The 14,810-nt window shown below is 63.5% G+C and carries 13 protein-coding genes, 1 tRNA gene and 2 pseudogenes; 8 read left to right on the top strand and 8 right to left on the bottom strand.

The features are described from left to right. Window positions 1–53: 53 nt before the first annotated feature. From VA602_RS19485 to VA602_RS19475, 3 genes are all read right to left on the bottom strand, one after another. Window positions 54–2,447: a TonB-dependent receptor gene (locus VA602_RS19485; RefSeq protein ID WP_063544386.1), complete on the bottom strand. Its 2,394-nt coding sequence runs from the start codon at window positions 2,445–2,447 to the stop codon at window positions 54–56. Between the two features lie 67 nt (window positions 2,448–2,514). After that, window positions 2,515–3,462, bottom strand: a complete 948-nt coding sequence (locus VA602_RS19480; RefSeq protein WP_323454025.1) for a FecR domain-containing protein — start codon at window positions 3,460–3,462, stop codon at window positions 2,515–2,517. Beyond that, window positions 3,459–3,974, bottom strand: coding sequence for a sigma-70 family RNA polymerase sigma factor (locus tag VA602_RS19475; protein ID WP_323454024.1), 516 nt, complete (start codon window positions 3,972–3,974; stop codon window positions 3,459–3,461). Before VA602_RS19475 ends, VA602_RS19480 begins: the two co-directional genes overlap by 4 nt. 212 nt (window positions 3,975–4,186) lie before the next feature. Between VA602_RS19475 and VA602_RS19470 the strand changes: the two genes are divergently transcribed. Next, the gene (locus VA602_RS19470) at window positions 4,187–5,311 is read left to right on the top strand and encodes a mechanosensitive ion channel family protein (protein WP_323454023.1); all 1,125 of its coding nucleotides are present in this window, start codon (window positions 4,187–4,189) and stop codon (window positions 5,309–5,311) included. A gap of 190 nt (window positions 5,312–5,501) precedes the next feature. Then, complete coding sequence (locus VA602_RS19465) at window positions 5,502–5,990, top strand: DUF1097 domain-containing protein (RefSeq protein WP_323454022.1); 489 nt, start codon at window positions 5,502–5,504, stop codon at window positions 5,988–5,990. Window positions 5,991–6,023: 33 nt separating this feature from the next. On the opposite strand, the gene VA602_RS19460 is transcribed toward VA602_RS19465, so the two are convergent. The 3 genes and pseudogenes from VA602_RS19460 to VA602_RS19450 form a co-directional block, all read right to left on the bottom strand. Further along, a complete protein-coding gene (locus tag VA602_RS19460; protein WP_323454304.1) occupies window positions 6,024–8,699 on the bottom strand; it encodes a TonB-dependent receptor in 2,676 nt (891 codons plus the stop codon). Between the two features lie 216 nt (window positions 8,700–8,915). Then, window positions 8,916–9,044: pseudogene (locus VA602_RS19455) on the bottom strand (FecR/PupR family sigma factor regulator); the annotation flags it as partial. Between the two features lie 11 nt (window positions 9,045–9,055). Continuing rightward, window positions 9,056–9,565 (bottom strand): sigma-70 family RNA polymerase sigma factor, encoded by a 510-nt coding sequence (locus VA602_RS19450; protein WP_323454021.1) that lies wholly within the window; start codon window positions 9,563–9,565, stop codon window positions 9,056–9,058. 360 nt (window positions 9,566–9,925) lie between these two features. On the opposite strand from VA602_RS19450, the gene VA602_RS19445 reads away from it, so the two are divergent. From VA602_RS19445 to VA602_RS19420, 6 genes and pseudogenes are all read left to right on the top strand, one after another. Continuing rightward, window positions 9,926–10,456, top strand: coding sequence for an autoinducer binding domain-containing protein (locus VA602_RS19445; protein WP_323454020.1), 531 nt, complete (start codon window positions 9,926–9,928; stop codon window positions 10,454–10,456). Between the two features lie 170 nt (window positions 10,457–10,626). Further along, a protein-coding gene (locus VA602_RS19440) for an IS5 family transposase (protein WP_323454019.1) occupies window positions 10,627–11,468 on the top strand; the annotation gives its coding sequence in 2 pieces (ribosomal slippage) (window positions 10,627–10,965 and window positions 10,968–11,468; 840 coding nt in all). Between the two features lie 467 nt (window positions 11,469–11,935). After that, window positions 11,936–12,421, top strand: coding sequence for an autoinducer binding domain-containing protein (locus tag VA602_RS19435; protein ID WP_323454018.1), 486 nt, complete (start codon window positions 11,936–11,938; stop codon window positions 12,419–12,421). A 272-nt stretch (window positions 12,422–12,693) separates the two neighbouring features. Further along, window positions 12,694–12,995 (top strand): annotated as a pseudogene (locus tag VA602_RS26840) (conjugative transfer ATPase); the annotation flags it as partial. A 248-nt stretch (window positions 12,996–13,243) separates the two neighbouring features. Next, entirely contained in the window at window positions 13,244–13,699 is a 456-nt protein-coding gene (locus VA602_RS19425) for a DsbA family protein (protein WP_323454017.1), read from the top strand. Window positions 13,700–13,718: 19 nt separating this feature from the next. After that, window positions 13,719–13,928: a DsbA family protein gene (locus tag VA602_RS19420; RefSeq protein ID WP_323454016.1), complete on the top strand. Its 210-nt coding sequence runs from the start codon at window positions 13,719–13,721 to the stop codon at window positions 13,926–13,928. A 288-nt stretch (window positions 13,929–14,216) separates the two neighbouring features. Here VA602_RS19420 and VA602_RS19415 read toward each other — a convergent pair. Both VA602_RS19415 and pgsA read right to left on the bottom strand, forming a co-directional pair. Next, window positions 14,217–14,292 (bottom strand) — tRNA-Gly (locus tag VA602_RS19415). A 58-nt stretch (window positions 14,293–14,350) separates the two neighbouring features. Further along, window positions 14,351–14,810: CDP-diacylglycerol--glycerol-3-phosphate 3-phosphatidyltransferase (pgsA, locus tag VA602_RS19410; protein ID WP_323454015.1), on the bottom strand; the 460-nt coding region annotated here is incomplete at its 5' end.

Genomic DNA, 14,810 nt, shown 5'->3' with positions numbered 1-14,810 from the left:
GGGGCTGAGCATATTTTTGCTCGCTTGTTGCCCGCCCCCAGGGCAACGGCCCCTCAGAACCCGACCGTCGCCGACAGCAGCCACGTGCGCGGGGTCGACAGGGTCAGGCCGGTGGCGGTGCCGTCGGGGACGTTGGCCGAGGCCCAGTAGGTCTTGTCCAGCACATTCTCGACGCTGGCCCGCAGGGTGACGTCCTTGTCACCGAGCTTGAGCGCGTAGCGCGCGCCCAGGTCATAACGCTGCCAGGCGTCGACCTTCTGCCGGTTGGCGGCATCCAGGTACTGGTTGCCGGTATGGATGACACGCGCGCTGAGGGTCAGCCCGTCGATGGCCGGCAGGTCCCACTCAACGCCAAGGTTGGCATTGACCACCGGCGCGCCGATGGCCCGGTTGCCATCGTTGCGGCCATTGGCCGTGCGGGTCTGCTCGGCATCGAGGAACATCGCCCCACCCAACACCCGCACCCCGTCCAGCGGTTCGCCGAACAGGCTGATTTCCAGGCCCTGGTTGCGCTGCTCGCCGTCGGCGCTGAGGTTGTTCTGGGCATCGGTGAAGTACGACGGTTTCTCGATGCGGAACAGGCTGACCGTGGTGCTGAAACGCCCCATGTCGTACTTGGCGCCGACCTCCAGTTGCTTGCTGCGGTATGGCGCGAAGACCTTGCCGGCGTTGTTCGCCGTTTCCGGTGCCACCTGGCCCTGGGTCAGGCCCTCCATGTAGTTGAAGTACAGCGACAGCTGCTCGGTGGTGCGCCACACCAGGCCCATGGCCGGCGAGGTGGCGCGCTCGTCGTAGCGCTGGTCGGGCTCGCCGGGCTCGGAGCTGTCGACCTCGACACGCTGAAGGCGCGCGCCGAGGGTGAGCAGCACGGTGTCGTCAGCGAAACTCAGGGTGTCGGCCAGGGCCAGGCTCGACAGCACCGTGTTGGTGTGGGTCGGGTTATCGTCGGCCAGCGGCGCGCCCGGTGCGGGCAAGGTCACCGGGTCGAACAGGTTGCTTACGCCGTTGGCATAGCGCGCACCGCTGTTGTCGAAGGTCAGGTCGAAGCGGTTGAGGCTGATGTTGAGGGTATGGCCGACCGCGCCGGTGTTGAACCAGCCGCGCACGCCGACGGTGCCGGTGACCACGTCCTCCTCGCGCTGGAAAGCTCGCGGGCTGACGGTGAAGCGCCCGGCTTCGTTGACCACCTGCACGGCATGGCGCATGAAGTCGTAGTCGCCCTTGCGCGCTCCCAGGGCGCCCAGCAGCATCCAGTTGTCGCTCAGGTCGTACTCGCCGCGCACGGCGCCGAAGGTATCCTTGGCCCGCGAGTAGCTCCAGGGCTGGGCGAAATTGTGGTGAACATCCTTGGCATCCGGCACCTTGAGCCCTGCGGCAAGGCCCACACGCTCCATTGGCGCATCCACGTCACGCGCCTGATGGCCGATATCCAGCGACAGGCGGGTGCGCTCGCCTTTCATGTCCAAGCCCAGCACGGTCGCCTCGCGGTCCATATGCTGGTGATCCCATTCGGTGTCGCCGGCCTGGCGCACCGCGTTCAGGCGCACGCCAAAGCGTTGGTCGTCACCGAAGCGCCGACCGATGTCCAGATGACCGCCCCCTTGTCCCGCCGAGGCGTACAGCGCGGTGAACTCGGTCAGCGGCGTCTCGCCAGCGCGCTTGGGCTCGATGTTCACCCCGCCGCCAATGCTGCCATTGGGCGCCAGGCCACCAAGCAGCGCCCCCGGCCCCTTGAGGATATCGACCCGCTCGACCATCTCCATGTCGATCGAATAGGTCGGCAGCACACCATACAACCCACCGTAGGCGACATCGCTGTTGTACAGGCTGAATCCGCGCACGGAGAACTGTTCGAAGCGCCCGCCCGCCGGGTTGGTGCTGCGCACCGAGGGATCGTTGGCGACGACATCGGCAAGGGTACGGGCCTGCTGGTTCTGCAATATCTCGCGGGTGTAGGAGGTCATGCTCAGGGGCGTCTCCATGTAGTCACGCTCGCCCAACATGCCGAGGCTGCCCCGTCGTGACACCTGGCCGCCGGCATAGGCGTCTGCTGCCGGCGCAGCGCCCTGGCCATGGACATTGATGTCGGGCAGCACATGCGCGCCCTCGACCGGCGCGGCCTGGCGCACCAGGGTGAAGCTACCGGGCCCTGCCGAGACCAGTATCAGGCCCGAGCCCTGCAGCAAGGCGGCGAAGCCCTCCTCGACCCCGTATTCGCCTGCAAGCCCCAGGCTGCTGCGCCCGGCGACCAGCGCCGGGTCCACCGACAAGCTGACCCCAGCCTGGCCAGCAAAGCGTGTCAGCACCGCACCCAGGCTGCCGCCCGGCACCTGGTAGCTGCGCCGCGCTTCATCGGCCCAGCCAGACGCGGGCAGCCCCAGCGCAAGCAGCAGGCCAGCGCGCATCAGGTGCAGGGATAACGGGCGAAGCAAAGGGGTGCGGGACATCCGGAACGCTCTCAGATCAGGGGTGGATACCCTTGATGACAAGCGGGCGCCAGAAAAGGGACAGCGGTCAGGCAATTTTCTTGCGCGGGGTCAGCGACACCCAGTAGCGGGTGCGGTAATGCACCTGAAGCGGGAGGCTCGCCGCCAGCAGGGCCAGAATGCGGTCGGTGTCGTCGAGCTGGAAAGTACCGGTCACCGCCAATTGCTCCAGCGCCGGATCCCAGCGCAACAGCCCGGGGCGGTAGCGATCCAGTTCACGCAGCAGATCGCCCAGGGGCTGGTCGTCGACGATCAACAAGCCCTGCTGCCAACCGGGCAGTTGGGCGTCGAACGGCTGGCTGGCGGTCACCCCGGAGGCGCTCAGCGTCGCCCGCTGACCGGCCTCCAGGCGAACCGCTGGCCCGGCCAGCGGTTGCAGGCTGACCTGGCCACGTGTGACCGACACCACACAGCCCTGCGCACGCTCACGCATGCACACCCCTGCCCCCTGCATGCGCACCAGGCCGTCGCGGGTCTGCACCTGCAGCGGGCCAACGGTGTCGAGGGCAATCTCGCCCTGCACCAACTGCAGCCAGTGGCGGCCTTCGGCGAAGTCCAGATTGACCGCCGTGGCGGTGTTGAGCTGCAACCGGCTGCCATCTGGCAAGGTCAAGCCGCGGCGCTCGCCTGTGGCGGTACGCAGATCGGCACGCCAGCCGTCCAGCGGCAACTGCCGATAGCCCAGCCAGGCCAGCGGCAGCAGCGCGCCAAAACCCAGCATCTGCTCCAGCACGCGGCGGCGATCTGGATCGGGGCGGTCCAGGCAAGCCACCGCCAATGGCGCCGGTACCTGGGCGAAGCGCTGGCGCAGCCCCTCGGCCTTCTGCCACAAGGCTTCATGGGCGGCACTGCGGGCGCGCCAGCGTTGCAGCGCAGCAGCCTGCTCCGTGTCGAGCTGGCCGGCATCCTGCAAGGCCAGCCACTGCGCTGCCTCACGGGCCAACTGGCGTGCGCCGACCTCCGCCGGGGCGCTCACAGGTCCACCAGCAGGCAGTGTTCGTATGCCTTGGCCATATAGCGTTTCACCGTACGCTCGGACACCTCCAGACGCCCGGCGATGCTGGCGTAGTCCAGCCCTTCGAGCTGCGACCAGAGAAAGGCCCGGCGTACCACGGCAGGCAGGCCATCGAGCAGGTCATCCAGGGCCTGCAAGGTTTCCAGCAGCAACCAGCGCTGCTCCGGTGACGGTGCAAGCGCCTCGGGCAGGTTGGCGAGGGCGTCCAGGTAGGCCTGCTCGAGGCTGCGCCGCTTGTAATGATTGACCAGCAACCGGCGCCCGACCGTCAGCAGGTAGGCCCGTGGCTCGCGCAGGCTCGGCACGGCCTTGGCCTGCTGCGACGCGAGCACCCGCAGGAAGGTGTCGTGGGTCAGGTCCGCCGCCGTCCAGGCATCGCCCAGGCGCCGGTGCAACCAGCCTTGCAGCCAGCTGCGATGGTCGCGATAGAGGGTGTTGAAGCTGGGTTCGGGTGCCGCGGCGGGGTCGGACATTCGGAGGCACACTGGGGAAGGATGAGATACGAATGCGAGTGATTCTAATTATTTCTCATGCGCTCGCCAAGGTGCTCTGCTCTGATCCACCCGCGAAGCGGCGGCAAGAGCCACCGGCAAAATCCGATTAAACCCTCACCTACCTCCCCCTTCTAAACAGTTTGTGCACCACGGCACAGCCTGCAATCAACACCACCTCGGAGGGGGACCCGATGGACGATCGATTTCTGCAGTTGCTGACCACCACCACGGTATTCGGCATCTCCATCCTCAACCTGCTGCTGGCCCTGACGGTGACCGTGATCACCTTCCTCGTGACGCGCTGGGCGCTGAGTTTCCTCAAGCGCCGCGCCCGCCAGTGGTCCAGCCATGACGGGCAGCTCAGCAAGGTCATCACCCAGGTACTCGAAGGCACCAGCAACTTCCTGCTGATGCTCGCCTCGCTGCTGGTCGGCCTTGGCGTGCTGGACCTGCCGGAACGCTGGCTGGACCGGGTCGGCAGCCTGTGGTTCGTGGTCGCAGCCTTGCAGATCGGCCTGTGGGCCAACCGCGCCATCGCCATTGGCCTGACCCGCTACTTCGCCCGCCACGACACCGGCAATGCCTATCGTGGCAGCGCGCTGGCGACCCTGTCGGGCTGGGGCGCGCGGGTGCTGCTGTGGTCGGTGGTGCTGCTGGCGATGCTGTCGAACCTGGGCGTGAACATCACCGCCTTCGTCGCCAGCCTTGGCGTCGGCGGCATCGCCGTGGCCCTGGCGGTGCAGAACGTGCTGGGCGACCTGTTCGCCTCGCTGTCGATTGCCGTCGACAAACCGTTCGAGGTCGGCGACTTCATCGTCATCGGCTCGCTCGCGGGCACCGTGGAGAACATCGGCTTGAAGACCACGCGCATCCGCAGCCTCGGCGGCGAGCAGATCGTCATGGCCAACGCCGGCATGATCAGCAGCACCATCCAGAACTACAAGCGCCTGCAGGAGCGACGCATCGTCTTCGAGTTCGGCCTGTCGTACGACACGCCCACGGAGGCGGTGAAAAAGGCCCCGGCGATCGTCGAGGAGTCGATCAAGGCCCAGGGCCAGGTGCGCTTCGACCGCGCCCACCTGCGCGGCTTCGGCAAGGAAGCGCTGGAGTTCGAGGCCGTCTACATCGTCCTCGACCCCGGCTACAACCTGTACATGGATATCCAGCAGGCGATCAACTTCCAGTTGCTCGAGCGCTTCGCCAAGGTCGGCGCCAAGTTTGCCGTCGGCGCGCGGTCGATCAAGGTGACGGGCTTGCCGGAGGCCTCGAATCAGTTGGACCAGGTAACTGCTCATGCACGGGCAAGGGACGTCTGAATGATCGGAGGACGCATGGCGTCCTCTGCTTCTACCGAGACATGAATTGTTACATAATCTTCAACAAACAATTTATTACACTTTGATTGCTGTTAAGAATGGAATTCACAAACCGACGCATCGCTGATTATCCCGCCGGGGAAACGGACCAGAATCCTGCTCCGTCAACCCCACCCACAGGAATCAGACGATGTCCCAACGCCACGCCTCACGCAGCAGCTTCCTGACCGTCACGCTGGTCGCCGCAGTCACCGCCGCCCTGGCGAGCGCCGCCGCACTGGCTGTAGAACTTCCGGTCTGGGCCATGTTCATCGGCTGGATCGCCTTCTTCACCCGTGGCCTGACCACGCGTTCAACGCTGGAAAACCTCGGGTGCGTCTGGCTCGGCCTGATCTTTGGCGCACTGGCAGCCACCAGCGTCGGCCTGTTCGCACCCACCTTCGGCACGCTGCTGGCCATTCCGCTGGTGGTCTTCGTGGTCGCGTTGATCGTGGTCAGCCTGCGCGGCCTGCCGGCGATGAACAACCTGCTGTGCTACTTTCTGGGCCTGGTGGCCTGGTTCGCCGCACACCTTGAGCCGTCGCTGGAGAGCCTGGCGCACATGGCCGGCGCCAGCACCCTCGGTTCGCTGGCAGGCTGGATCTCGCACTACAGCCCACGCAAGATCTTCGTGGCCTGATCTGACCCCGCAGTGGGTTCGTGCTGGCAGGCCTCACCATGCATAGGTCAGGCGCGCATAGTAGAAGGCCCCGCTGTAGCCATACGGCGAGAACGTCGAGTACTCGAGGTTGCCACCCGAGCTGTTGGCGAAATCCAGCTTCTCGGGTACCTGGTTGGTCACGTTGTCGCTGCCCACGGTGAACAGCCAGTTGTCATGGCTGTAGTCCAGCGCCAGGTCCAGCACCCACTGCGCGGCGAAGGTCTGGTCCGGGAAGCTGGTGTCGTTCTGGTAGCTGGTATAGCTGCCATAGCGCACCAGGTTGCTGCGCAATGTCCAGTTGCCAAGGTTGAAGTCGTTGCCCAGGGTCAACTTGTGTTCGGGCGTGGTATCGCCCAGCAGGCCAAGGCGCTCGCGACGCTCCAGCAAGGAGGTGGTCGGCAGCCCCAGTTGGGCGAGGATGGCCGGGTCTTCCTTGGTGTCGGTGACCTTGGTGTGGTTGTAGTTGTAGCCCGCCGTGGTGTTCCAGCGCACACCGTTGTCGAACTGGTAGCGATAGCTGGCCACCAGGTCCACGCCGGTGGTGCGGGTATCCGCGCCATTGGTGAAGTAGCGGGCGCTGGTGTAGTTGATATCGCCCACACCACCGGCCCGTAGGTAGTCGATGGCCGTCTGGTTCAGGCGCAGGTTCGACGACAGGGTGATGCGGTCGCGGATATCGATCCGGTAGACGTCGGCGGTGATCTGCAGGTCGTCGGCCGGGCGCAGGACCAGGCCGAGGCTGTAGTTGCGCGACTTTTCCGCCTTCAATTCGTCTGCCCCGAGCAGGCGGGAAACCGGCGCATCCACCGGGAAGATCCCTGCCTCCTGGATCACCCCGTCGACCAGTTGCGAGGAGGTCGACGCGAAGTGCTGCTGCGCCAGTGACGGTGCGCGAAAGCCCGTGGACAGGCTACCGCGCACCGCCACCGCCGGGGTGAAGTCGTAGCGCGCCGAGAGCGAGCCACTGACGTTCGAGCCGAAGTCACTGTAGTCCTCGTGACGGGCGGCGGCGGAGACACCGAGCTTGTCGCTGAACTTGGTTTCCAGGTCCAGGTACTGGGCGAAGTTCTGCCGGGTCCAGTGCCCGGCATCGGCATCGCGGAAACCGGCGTAGCCCTGGCTGCCGCTCTTGTAGTAGGAGGCCGGCTCCCCGGCGTTGACCTCGTAGCCCTGGTGCAGGTACTCGGCCCCCACCGCCACCGACACCGGATAAGGCAGCCAGCCCAGTTCGACATCGCGGGCCAGGTCCAGGGTCACTTGTTTCTGCTCGCTAGTCAGGCGGCCATTGTCGAAACTCAGCGGGGTGCTGCCGGTGTCGTTGAACAGCGCGCGGTTGAGCGTGCGGGTATTGATGCCGTAGTCGTTGCGACCGTAGCTGGCCGAGAGATCGTAGCGCCAGTCCTGGCCCAGGTCGCCGCGCAGGCCGGTGGTCAGCGAGGAATCCTCCAGCGTGCCGTTGATCAAGGGCAGGAAGCCATTCGGGTAGAGGCTCTGCACGTTGCCGGAGTTGTTGCTGGCGCGATAGAAGGCCGCCGTCTGGCCGTGGGTCTTGCGGTAGCCGCCAAAGGCATAGAGCTGGGCCTGTTCGTTGAGGTCGAGCTGGCCATTGAGGAAGAACTTGAGGTTGTCGTTGGCCGGCTCGCCCTGGCGGAACACCTGCTGGCCGTAGGTCGTGGAGCCGAAGCTGCCGGGGCGCAGGTCATCACCGGCGCGGTTGGTGTAGTCGTTGTCGCTGCCCTCGGCGGACAGGTTCAGCCAGCCCTTGTCGCCCAGCGCAAGACCGGTGTTGGCCGACGCCTGGCGCTGGATACCATCGCCCTTGTTGTATTGACCGAAGCGGGTACTGACCGAACCTCCGCTGGCATCGTGCTTGAGGATCACGTTGATCACCCCGGCGATGGCGTCGGACCCGTAGCGCGCCGACGCACCGTCGCGCAGCACTTCGATATGGTCGATCGCCGAGATCGGGATGGCGTTGAGGTCCACCGGCGCCGAACCGCGCCCAGCGGCGCCGCCGAGGTTGACGAACGCCCCGCTGTGCCGGCGCTTGCCGTTGACCAGCACCAGCACCTGGTCGGGCGACAGACCGCGCAATTGCGCCGGCCGCGCCAGCTCGGCACCGTCGACCAGGCTCGGCCGCGGGAAGCTGATCGAGGGAATCAACCGCGCCAGCACTGCGCCCAGTTCCTCGGAGCCGGTGGCGCCCAGGCTTTCGGCGGAAATGATGTCGATCGGCGACAGCGACGCGCTGGCCGTGCGCTCCTGGGCACGGGTGCCCGTGACGATCACCTGCTCCAGGCGGACGTCCTGGCTGGCACCCTGAGCGCGGGCTTTACCTACCGCAGCGGAGGCGGCAGGTGCCGCGGAAATCACCACGCCGTCCTCGCCCTGGCGATATTCCAGGCCACTGCCCTTGAGCACCTGCTCCAGCGCCTGGTCGCTGCTGTAGCGCCCCTGCAGCGCGGGCGCGCGCTGGCCATCGACATGCTGCGGATCGAAGGCAATCGGTACCCCGCTCTGGCGTGAGATCTGCACCAGAGTCTGGCTCAGGTCGCCAGCAGGCAGGGCGTAGTCGACCAGGGGCTCGGCAGCCAGTGCGTGGCTGCCAGGCGCCAGCAGGCTACTGCCCAAGGCGACGGCGAGGGCAAGGCAGGAGTGGCGGAACGTGGCGTGAATCGGGTTGGGCATGGCGGGCCTTTTCTGCAGTGGGGTTTGCGCTAATGAGCAACCAGCGGGCGAAACCTGCAGAAAAGGCTTGGATCGATTGGTGCTTAGCTTATGCATCACGCGAGGTCGATACTTACCCACAGCGCCCCCACGCTCTCCCAATGCCGCGATCACCTGCTCTTCGGGCAGGCGCTGCAAGCCTGGCCGCTTGGCCTCGCCCAGCCCCTGGCTCATGCGGCGAAACACCTGGGCATGCATGGCATTGCCGTCGTGCCAACGCTGGAAGGCGGCGGCATCTTCCTCGCTCAGGTGCCCCGAATGCAGCAGCGCCATCCACTGCGCCGCCTCGTCGATCACCTGGGCCATGGGCTGCTCGCTCACGTGTCCAGCGCCTGGTAGCACAGGCGAAACGCTTCGCTCATGTACTGCTGTACGCGGCTGACGGAAATACCCAGCCGATGGGCAATATCGCGGTAGGTCATGCCGCCGAGCTGGCTGTGGATGAACGCCGCCTTGCCCTGGCCTGGCAAGCCATCGAGCACACGGTCCAGGTGCAGCAGGCTGTCGATCACCAGGTGCGCCTCTTCCGGGGAGGGCTGCACCTGTGCTGGCAAGTCGCGAACCCAGCGCACATAGGCACGCTCGAGGTCGCGGCGGCGCCAGCTTTCTTGCAGCAGGCGCTGGGCAATGGTCGTGAGCATCGCCCGCGGCTCGCGGATGGCCGCCGGATCCGGCAGGCCGAGGATACGCACGAAGGCTTCCGAGGCGATGTCTTCGGCGCTGTGCGGGCATGCCATGCGGCTGCGCAGGCGAGCGCAGAGCCAGGTGTAGTTCTGCGCGAACAACTGCCCGAGCAGTTGTTGGGGCGATGACGGCCGCAAATCCATATCCAACCTGCCAAGCTAAAGGCTGGCACTGTGCCTCAAAGTGAAAGCACGAAAAAGGAATATAAAATTAGATAAATATTCCTTTAAGAGATATACAGTTTGTAGCCACGTTCCACTTCCGCTAGCAGGCGCTCAAACGCCTCCAGCACCTTCCCCGGGCACGCCGCAACCGTCGCCCACCGGCGCCGCGGGCAAGACTTGGGAGGCCTGATAAACAAAATGTTTATATCCTGCTACACCAATGGACGATACAGTTTTCGAAAACACTCCACTACGCTGTGAGTGTGCTATCCAGACGGTTAACGTCCCTATCGACGAGGGCACGGCCGAGGGTAGGTTCTTTCCGATACGGGAGCAGCGATGGATCGCAAAAGCGTTGCCCGATGGCAACAGCTACAAGGGCTGACTGCCCTGCTGGACGAGCTGCCCAGAGAGCTCTGTCGACTGGGTTTCAACTCTTACAGCTTCGCGTTCAGCGTCCGAGCGCATCGACTCCACTCAAGCAATATCGACCCAGGCCCAATCACCCAGGAGGCACTTGCAGAAGTAATGCAGCCCGCCTTGTCTCACAGCGTGAACTCCAACTCTCCTCTCCTTTGGACCGCCAGCCTGTTCGCGGACAAATCACGCTTGTGGGATCGCGCGCAAACCTATGGGCTTCGCCACGGCTGGGTGCAACCCCAACACAGCATCGATGCACATAGCCACCTGGCCATATTCCGCCCCTATGTCGTCGTTTCGTCTGCAGAGATGTACCGAAAAGCGATGTGGGTGATGTGGCTGAGCGAACGACTTCATCAGGCCGCCACTCAGTTGCTCAGCAAAACTACCGACCCTGGCAATCCTTCTCACCCAGAAATGCACCCTTGCGGCAAATATCAGGTGCGGTGAATGGGGTCTGAATTGAGCCACGGAAATGAAAAAAGACGCCGAAGCGTCTTGACCGTTGACGCTTCTCAACGGCCCTAGGCTCTGTACGAAATTCGTAGAAACCCAGTTACCGCCCCGCATCCCTAAGGATTTTGTACATTCCCCAGCCATCAACGGAAAGGAATCCTGTGATGGCAAAGCGGTACGAAATCTCGGACGAGGCCTGGGACGTGGTCTCCGATCTTTTCATCGAAACGCGCAGGCGTGGTCGGCCTCGAGTAAGTGACCGGCTGATGCTCGATGGCGTGCTTTGGGTACTTTGCTCCGGCGCTGCCTGGCGTGACATGCCCGAGCGTTTTGGCCCCTGGTCAACCGTGTATCAACGGTTTCGGGACTGGCGAAACGACGGGACATTTGATCGGATGTTCAAGCGTTTGCATCTGAAGCTGAACGAGCAAGGTTTGATTGATCTGCAGACTTGGATGATCGACTCGACCGCAGTACGCGCCACCCGGGCCTCGTCAGGTGCTCGAAAAAAAAGGAATCTGACGAGCCTGCCGATCACGCTCTAGGCCGCAGTCGCGGTGGCCTGACGACCAAGATCCACATGCTTTGCGACGCCAACGGGGTACCGTTGCGCTTCCTCCTTTCTGGCGGTCAAGCCAGTGATATCAGCTATGCACAGCCGTTGCTCGATGGCGTCAGCATACCTTCCGCCCAGCGCGGGCGACCTCGTAAACGCTGCAAGTGGTTGCTCGCCGACAAAGGCTACGACGCAGAGGCGCTGCGCCAATACTGCGACCGCTGCCGCATACAGCCCGTCATTCCGATGCGCTCGATGAAACGCAAGCCCAAGCCAGGCTTGCCCAGGTTGTTCGACCGGCCCAAGTATCGGCAACGCAATGTCATCGAGCGTATGTTCGGCTGGCTGAAAGAGAATCGCCGGCTGGTAACGCGCTTCGACAAGCTCGCAAAAAGCTATGCGTCGATGGTCTCACTGGCTTGCGCCATGCGGTGTCTAGGCTCTGTATGAAAAACCTTGATACTCGGTGATGCTGCGTTGAAAACAGCCTGGTGCGCCAGCCCGGTCGGAATGCTCATTTACAGCCCGCGAAGTCGAGCGCGACCCCGGCCGTTCCTCGGCTGTTTTCGCCTTGCCTGACCTTCGTCTCAAGGCTTTTCATACAGAGCCTAGTGTCAGAGGACTCGGCTTCTGCGGACATTCATCCATGCGCTCAAGCAAACAAGACTGGGAGACCAACGAAGACGCGCCGCTGTTTTATGCACCAAAGGTCTACCGCTTGCGAGGCACCGAGACGCCCCAATGCCGAGCCGTCAAAAAGGAAATCAGGAAAAACCGAAAAACGGAAGTAAACGTTATGTTTACTTCGCAGCGCATGTTTCCACACTATAGTTGAGCGATACCCTAGCAATTTGGGCTGCGGTTCCACCCACTGCCCGCAGTAGCGCCAATCAGGAGCAATCCTACAAGGAGGTTCGATGCTCGACCGAACAGCGGAGGACTGGCAACGCCTGGGCCACCTCCCGACGCTACTCGAAGCGCTGCCCGCGCTCGTTGGCCAACTGGGGTTCCGCTACTCCAGTTTCAGCTTTGCAAGCTGCACGCATGCGGCCACCGCAGGCAATTTGTTATCGGGCTCGGAAGCGATTATTCAGGCCGCGCTGGATTTGCGACCCCATCACCTGCAGGGCTCAAACATCCCGTTGATATGGGAGCCCAAGGCCTTCGCTACAGCGCCCTTGCTGTGGGCCCAGGCCCAGCGTCTCGGTCTTCGTCACGGCTGGCTACAGCCTTTGCATGAAGGCGCTGCCCACAGCTGCCTGGCGCTATTACGGCCTCACGTCAGCGTGTCTACTGCAGAGCATTATCAGAACGCAGCAACAGCGCTGTGGCTGGCTGAATTCCTCCACCGCACGGCATCGCAAAGTGATGCAGCGCTCAAGCCTAATCGCGGGTGCGTTTGAAGACAGCGCATACACAAGCAAGGTAACGGCGACAGGAAACCACAACGTCTCCCAAGGCGGGCAACGACGCTCGTCACCTGGACTTGAGATGAGGGGCGAACACGAAGCCCTATTGCTATGTGCAATCCTCATCAACGTGCCGAGCAGCTCAGGAACGCAAGAAACTCGTTGTAAGCTCTTTACCCAACGCTCCGGCGGCGGCCTCTCCGAGCAACGCTGCGTTCTCTGCTTCAAGCGCCGTAATAAGGTGCCTGGCCTCACCGCGATCGATCCCCCGGCTGTTCATCGTCGAAGCAGGCAACTCGTTCGGCCTGTTCGGCGACTTCACTGGCGTCTGGGCTTGAGCATGAACGGGTCAAACTCTCAGCAGGTGCCGGCGCCTCCCTGGCCTCTTCGCCGACGCCCGACGAATGGTCGCCCACCCGTGGTCAAGTGCAGACCCTCGACGCCGATAGCTTGGTTGGACTGGCCGAGGGCGGCAAGCAGCGCGAATCTCTCGGCGAACTGAAGCCGAACCGACCGCAGTCTGATTCGACAGTGCATCCTCGATGCCGCTCATAGCTGTTCAGTCGAGTAGCGCAGCGTGCTGACCGGAGACGTTCGCAATGCGCTGCGTAAGTCGATGGAGCTGCTGTTGCGCACCTCTTCACCCTGCCTTTATCTCGCCCTTGCAACTACGGAACCCAAGGAAAAAGCCACACGTCATACCTTGATGCAGCAACACGGGCACTGTGAGCTGGACGCGGCTATACGCATGACCCAGCAGATCGACCAGGCCCGCGGGACCGAACCTCTGCACTTCGACCTGCCAGGAGAGGCACCATGCTCAAACGGATGAGCAAGACCAACACCCAATGGGCACTGGGCTGGTGTGCCCTGATCGTCCTTGTGGTACTGCTGTGGCAGCCGTTTCACGCGCAGATGATCGACAAACCCGACGGCCCACCCTGGATCTACGGCAATCCCGAGGCCCGGTTTACCGTGGCGCTCTACGCCGACCTGGAGTGCCCACATTGCCAGGTGTACCTGCCCCAGTTGCAGCGCTGGGTCGTCACCAACGATCACGTCAACCTGGCCTGGCATCATCTGCCACTACCCCAGCACGAGCCCGCCGCCAGCCGCGAGGCCGCGCTAGCCGAGTGCAGGTCAGCTGGAAGGACGCGAAGCGTTCTGGGGCGAGGTGCCGTGGGTATTCCTGCACACCCAGGGCAATGGCCTTGGACTGCCCAGCGACACGAAGTACCCCAAGCACTCCCCCGCCCTGCAGATCTGTCTTGAAGGTCAGGAAATAGCTCAGGTGGTGCAGGCGCATCAAAGGGATGCGCAGCGCTACGGATTGAATGTCACCCCTGCCCTGCGCCTGATCGACAATCACAGCCAGCGGATCCTGACCTTGCGCGGTACCGTCGAGCCCGATGCCCTGCTTTCGGCAATCGACCTGCTGGTCCCGCCCGAAAGCCCAAACACCGAAATGCCTGCTAACACAGTCAGCGAAATGCCCAGGTAACTCATCGAGGGACGAAGCCGGGCTCTTCTCCAGCTCGGGCGCCTTGAGCAAGGCACGGTATAGCCGCGTCCCCGCTCGATTCTGGCAAGCATGTCGAGCAGATAGTGGCGCTTGATGGTGTAGATCGACAAACAGCGACGGCGCAAACCCGGATTTCATGGCTAATCTCTGGACTAAAAAGTCCGGATGCCCATGGATGGGAGTGGCTTTGACTGAAACGAAAAAAGACGCCGAAGCGTCTTTTTTCAAGGACCTACAGACTTCCATGGAACTCTGTAGATCGATATTTGGAGCGGGAAACGAGACTCGAACTCGCGACCCCGACCTTGGCAAGGTCGTGCTCTACCAACTGAGCTATTCCCGCAAAATGGCGTCCCCTAGGGGACTCGAACCCCGGTCAACCCCTTGATTCAAAAAAAGTTTTACTTCTGCTCGGAGCCTTCGCGCAGGTGCGGCCAGGCCGCCAGCAGGTAATGCACCATCGACACCAAAGTCAGGCCTGCGGCCACCAGCAACAGCCCGTAACCGAGTGCGACCCAGAAGGTCAGCACCGGCGGATTGCCCAGCAGAATGACCAGCGCCAGCATCTGCGCGGCGGTCTTCCACTTGCCCAGGTTCGACACCGCCACATGCGCCCTCGCCCCCAGCTCGGCCATCCACTCGCGCAGAGCGGATACCACGATCTCACGCCCGATGATCACTGCTGCGGGCAGCGTCAGCCAGAAGTTGGCGTGCACCTGCACCAACAGCACCAGCGCCACGGCAACCATCAGTTTGTCGGCGACAGGATCCAGAAACGCCCCGAACGGCGTGCTCTGCTGAAGACGACGGGCCAGATAGCCATCGAGCCAGTCAGTTGCGGCGGCGATGGCGAACACGCTG

The sequence above is a fragment of the Pseudomonas machongensis genome, assembly GCF_034961125.1.
GTDB lineage: Bacteria > Pseudomonadota > Gammaproteobacteria > Pseudomonadales > Pseudomonadaceae > Aquipseudomonas > Aquipseudomonas machongensis.
This window is presented reverse-complemented; position numbering and strand designations above follow the sequence as displayed.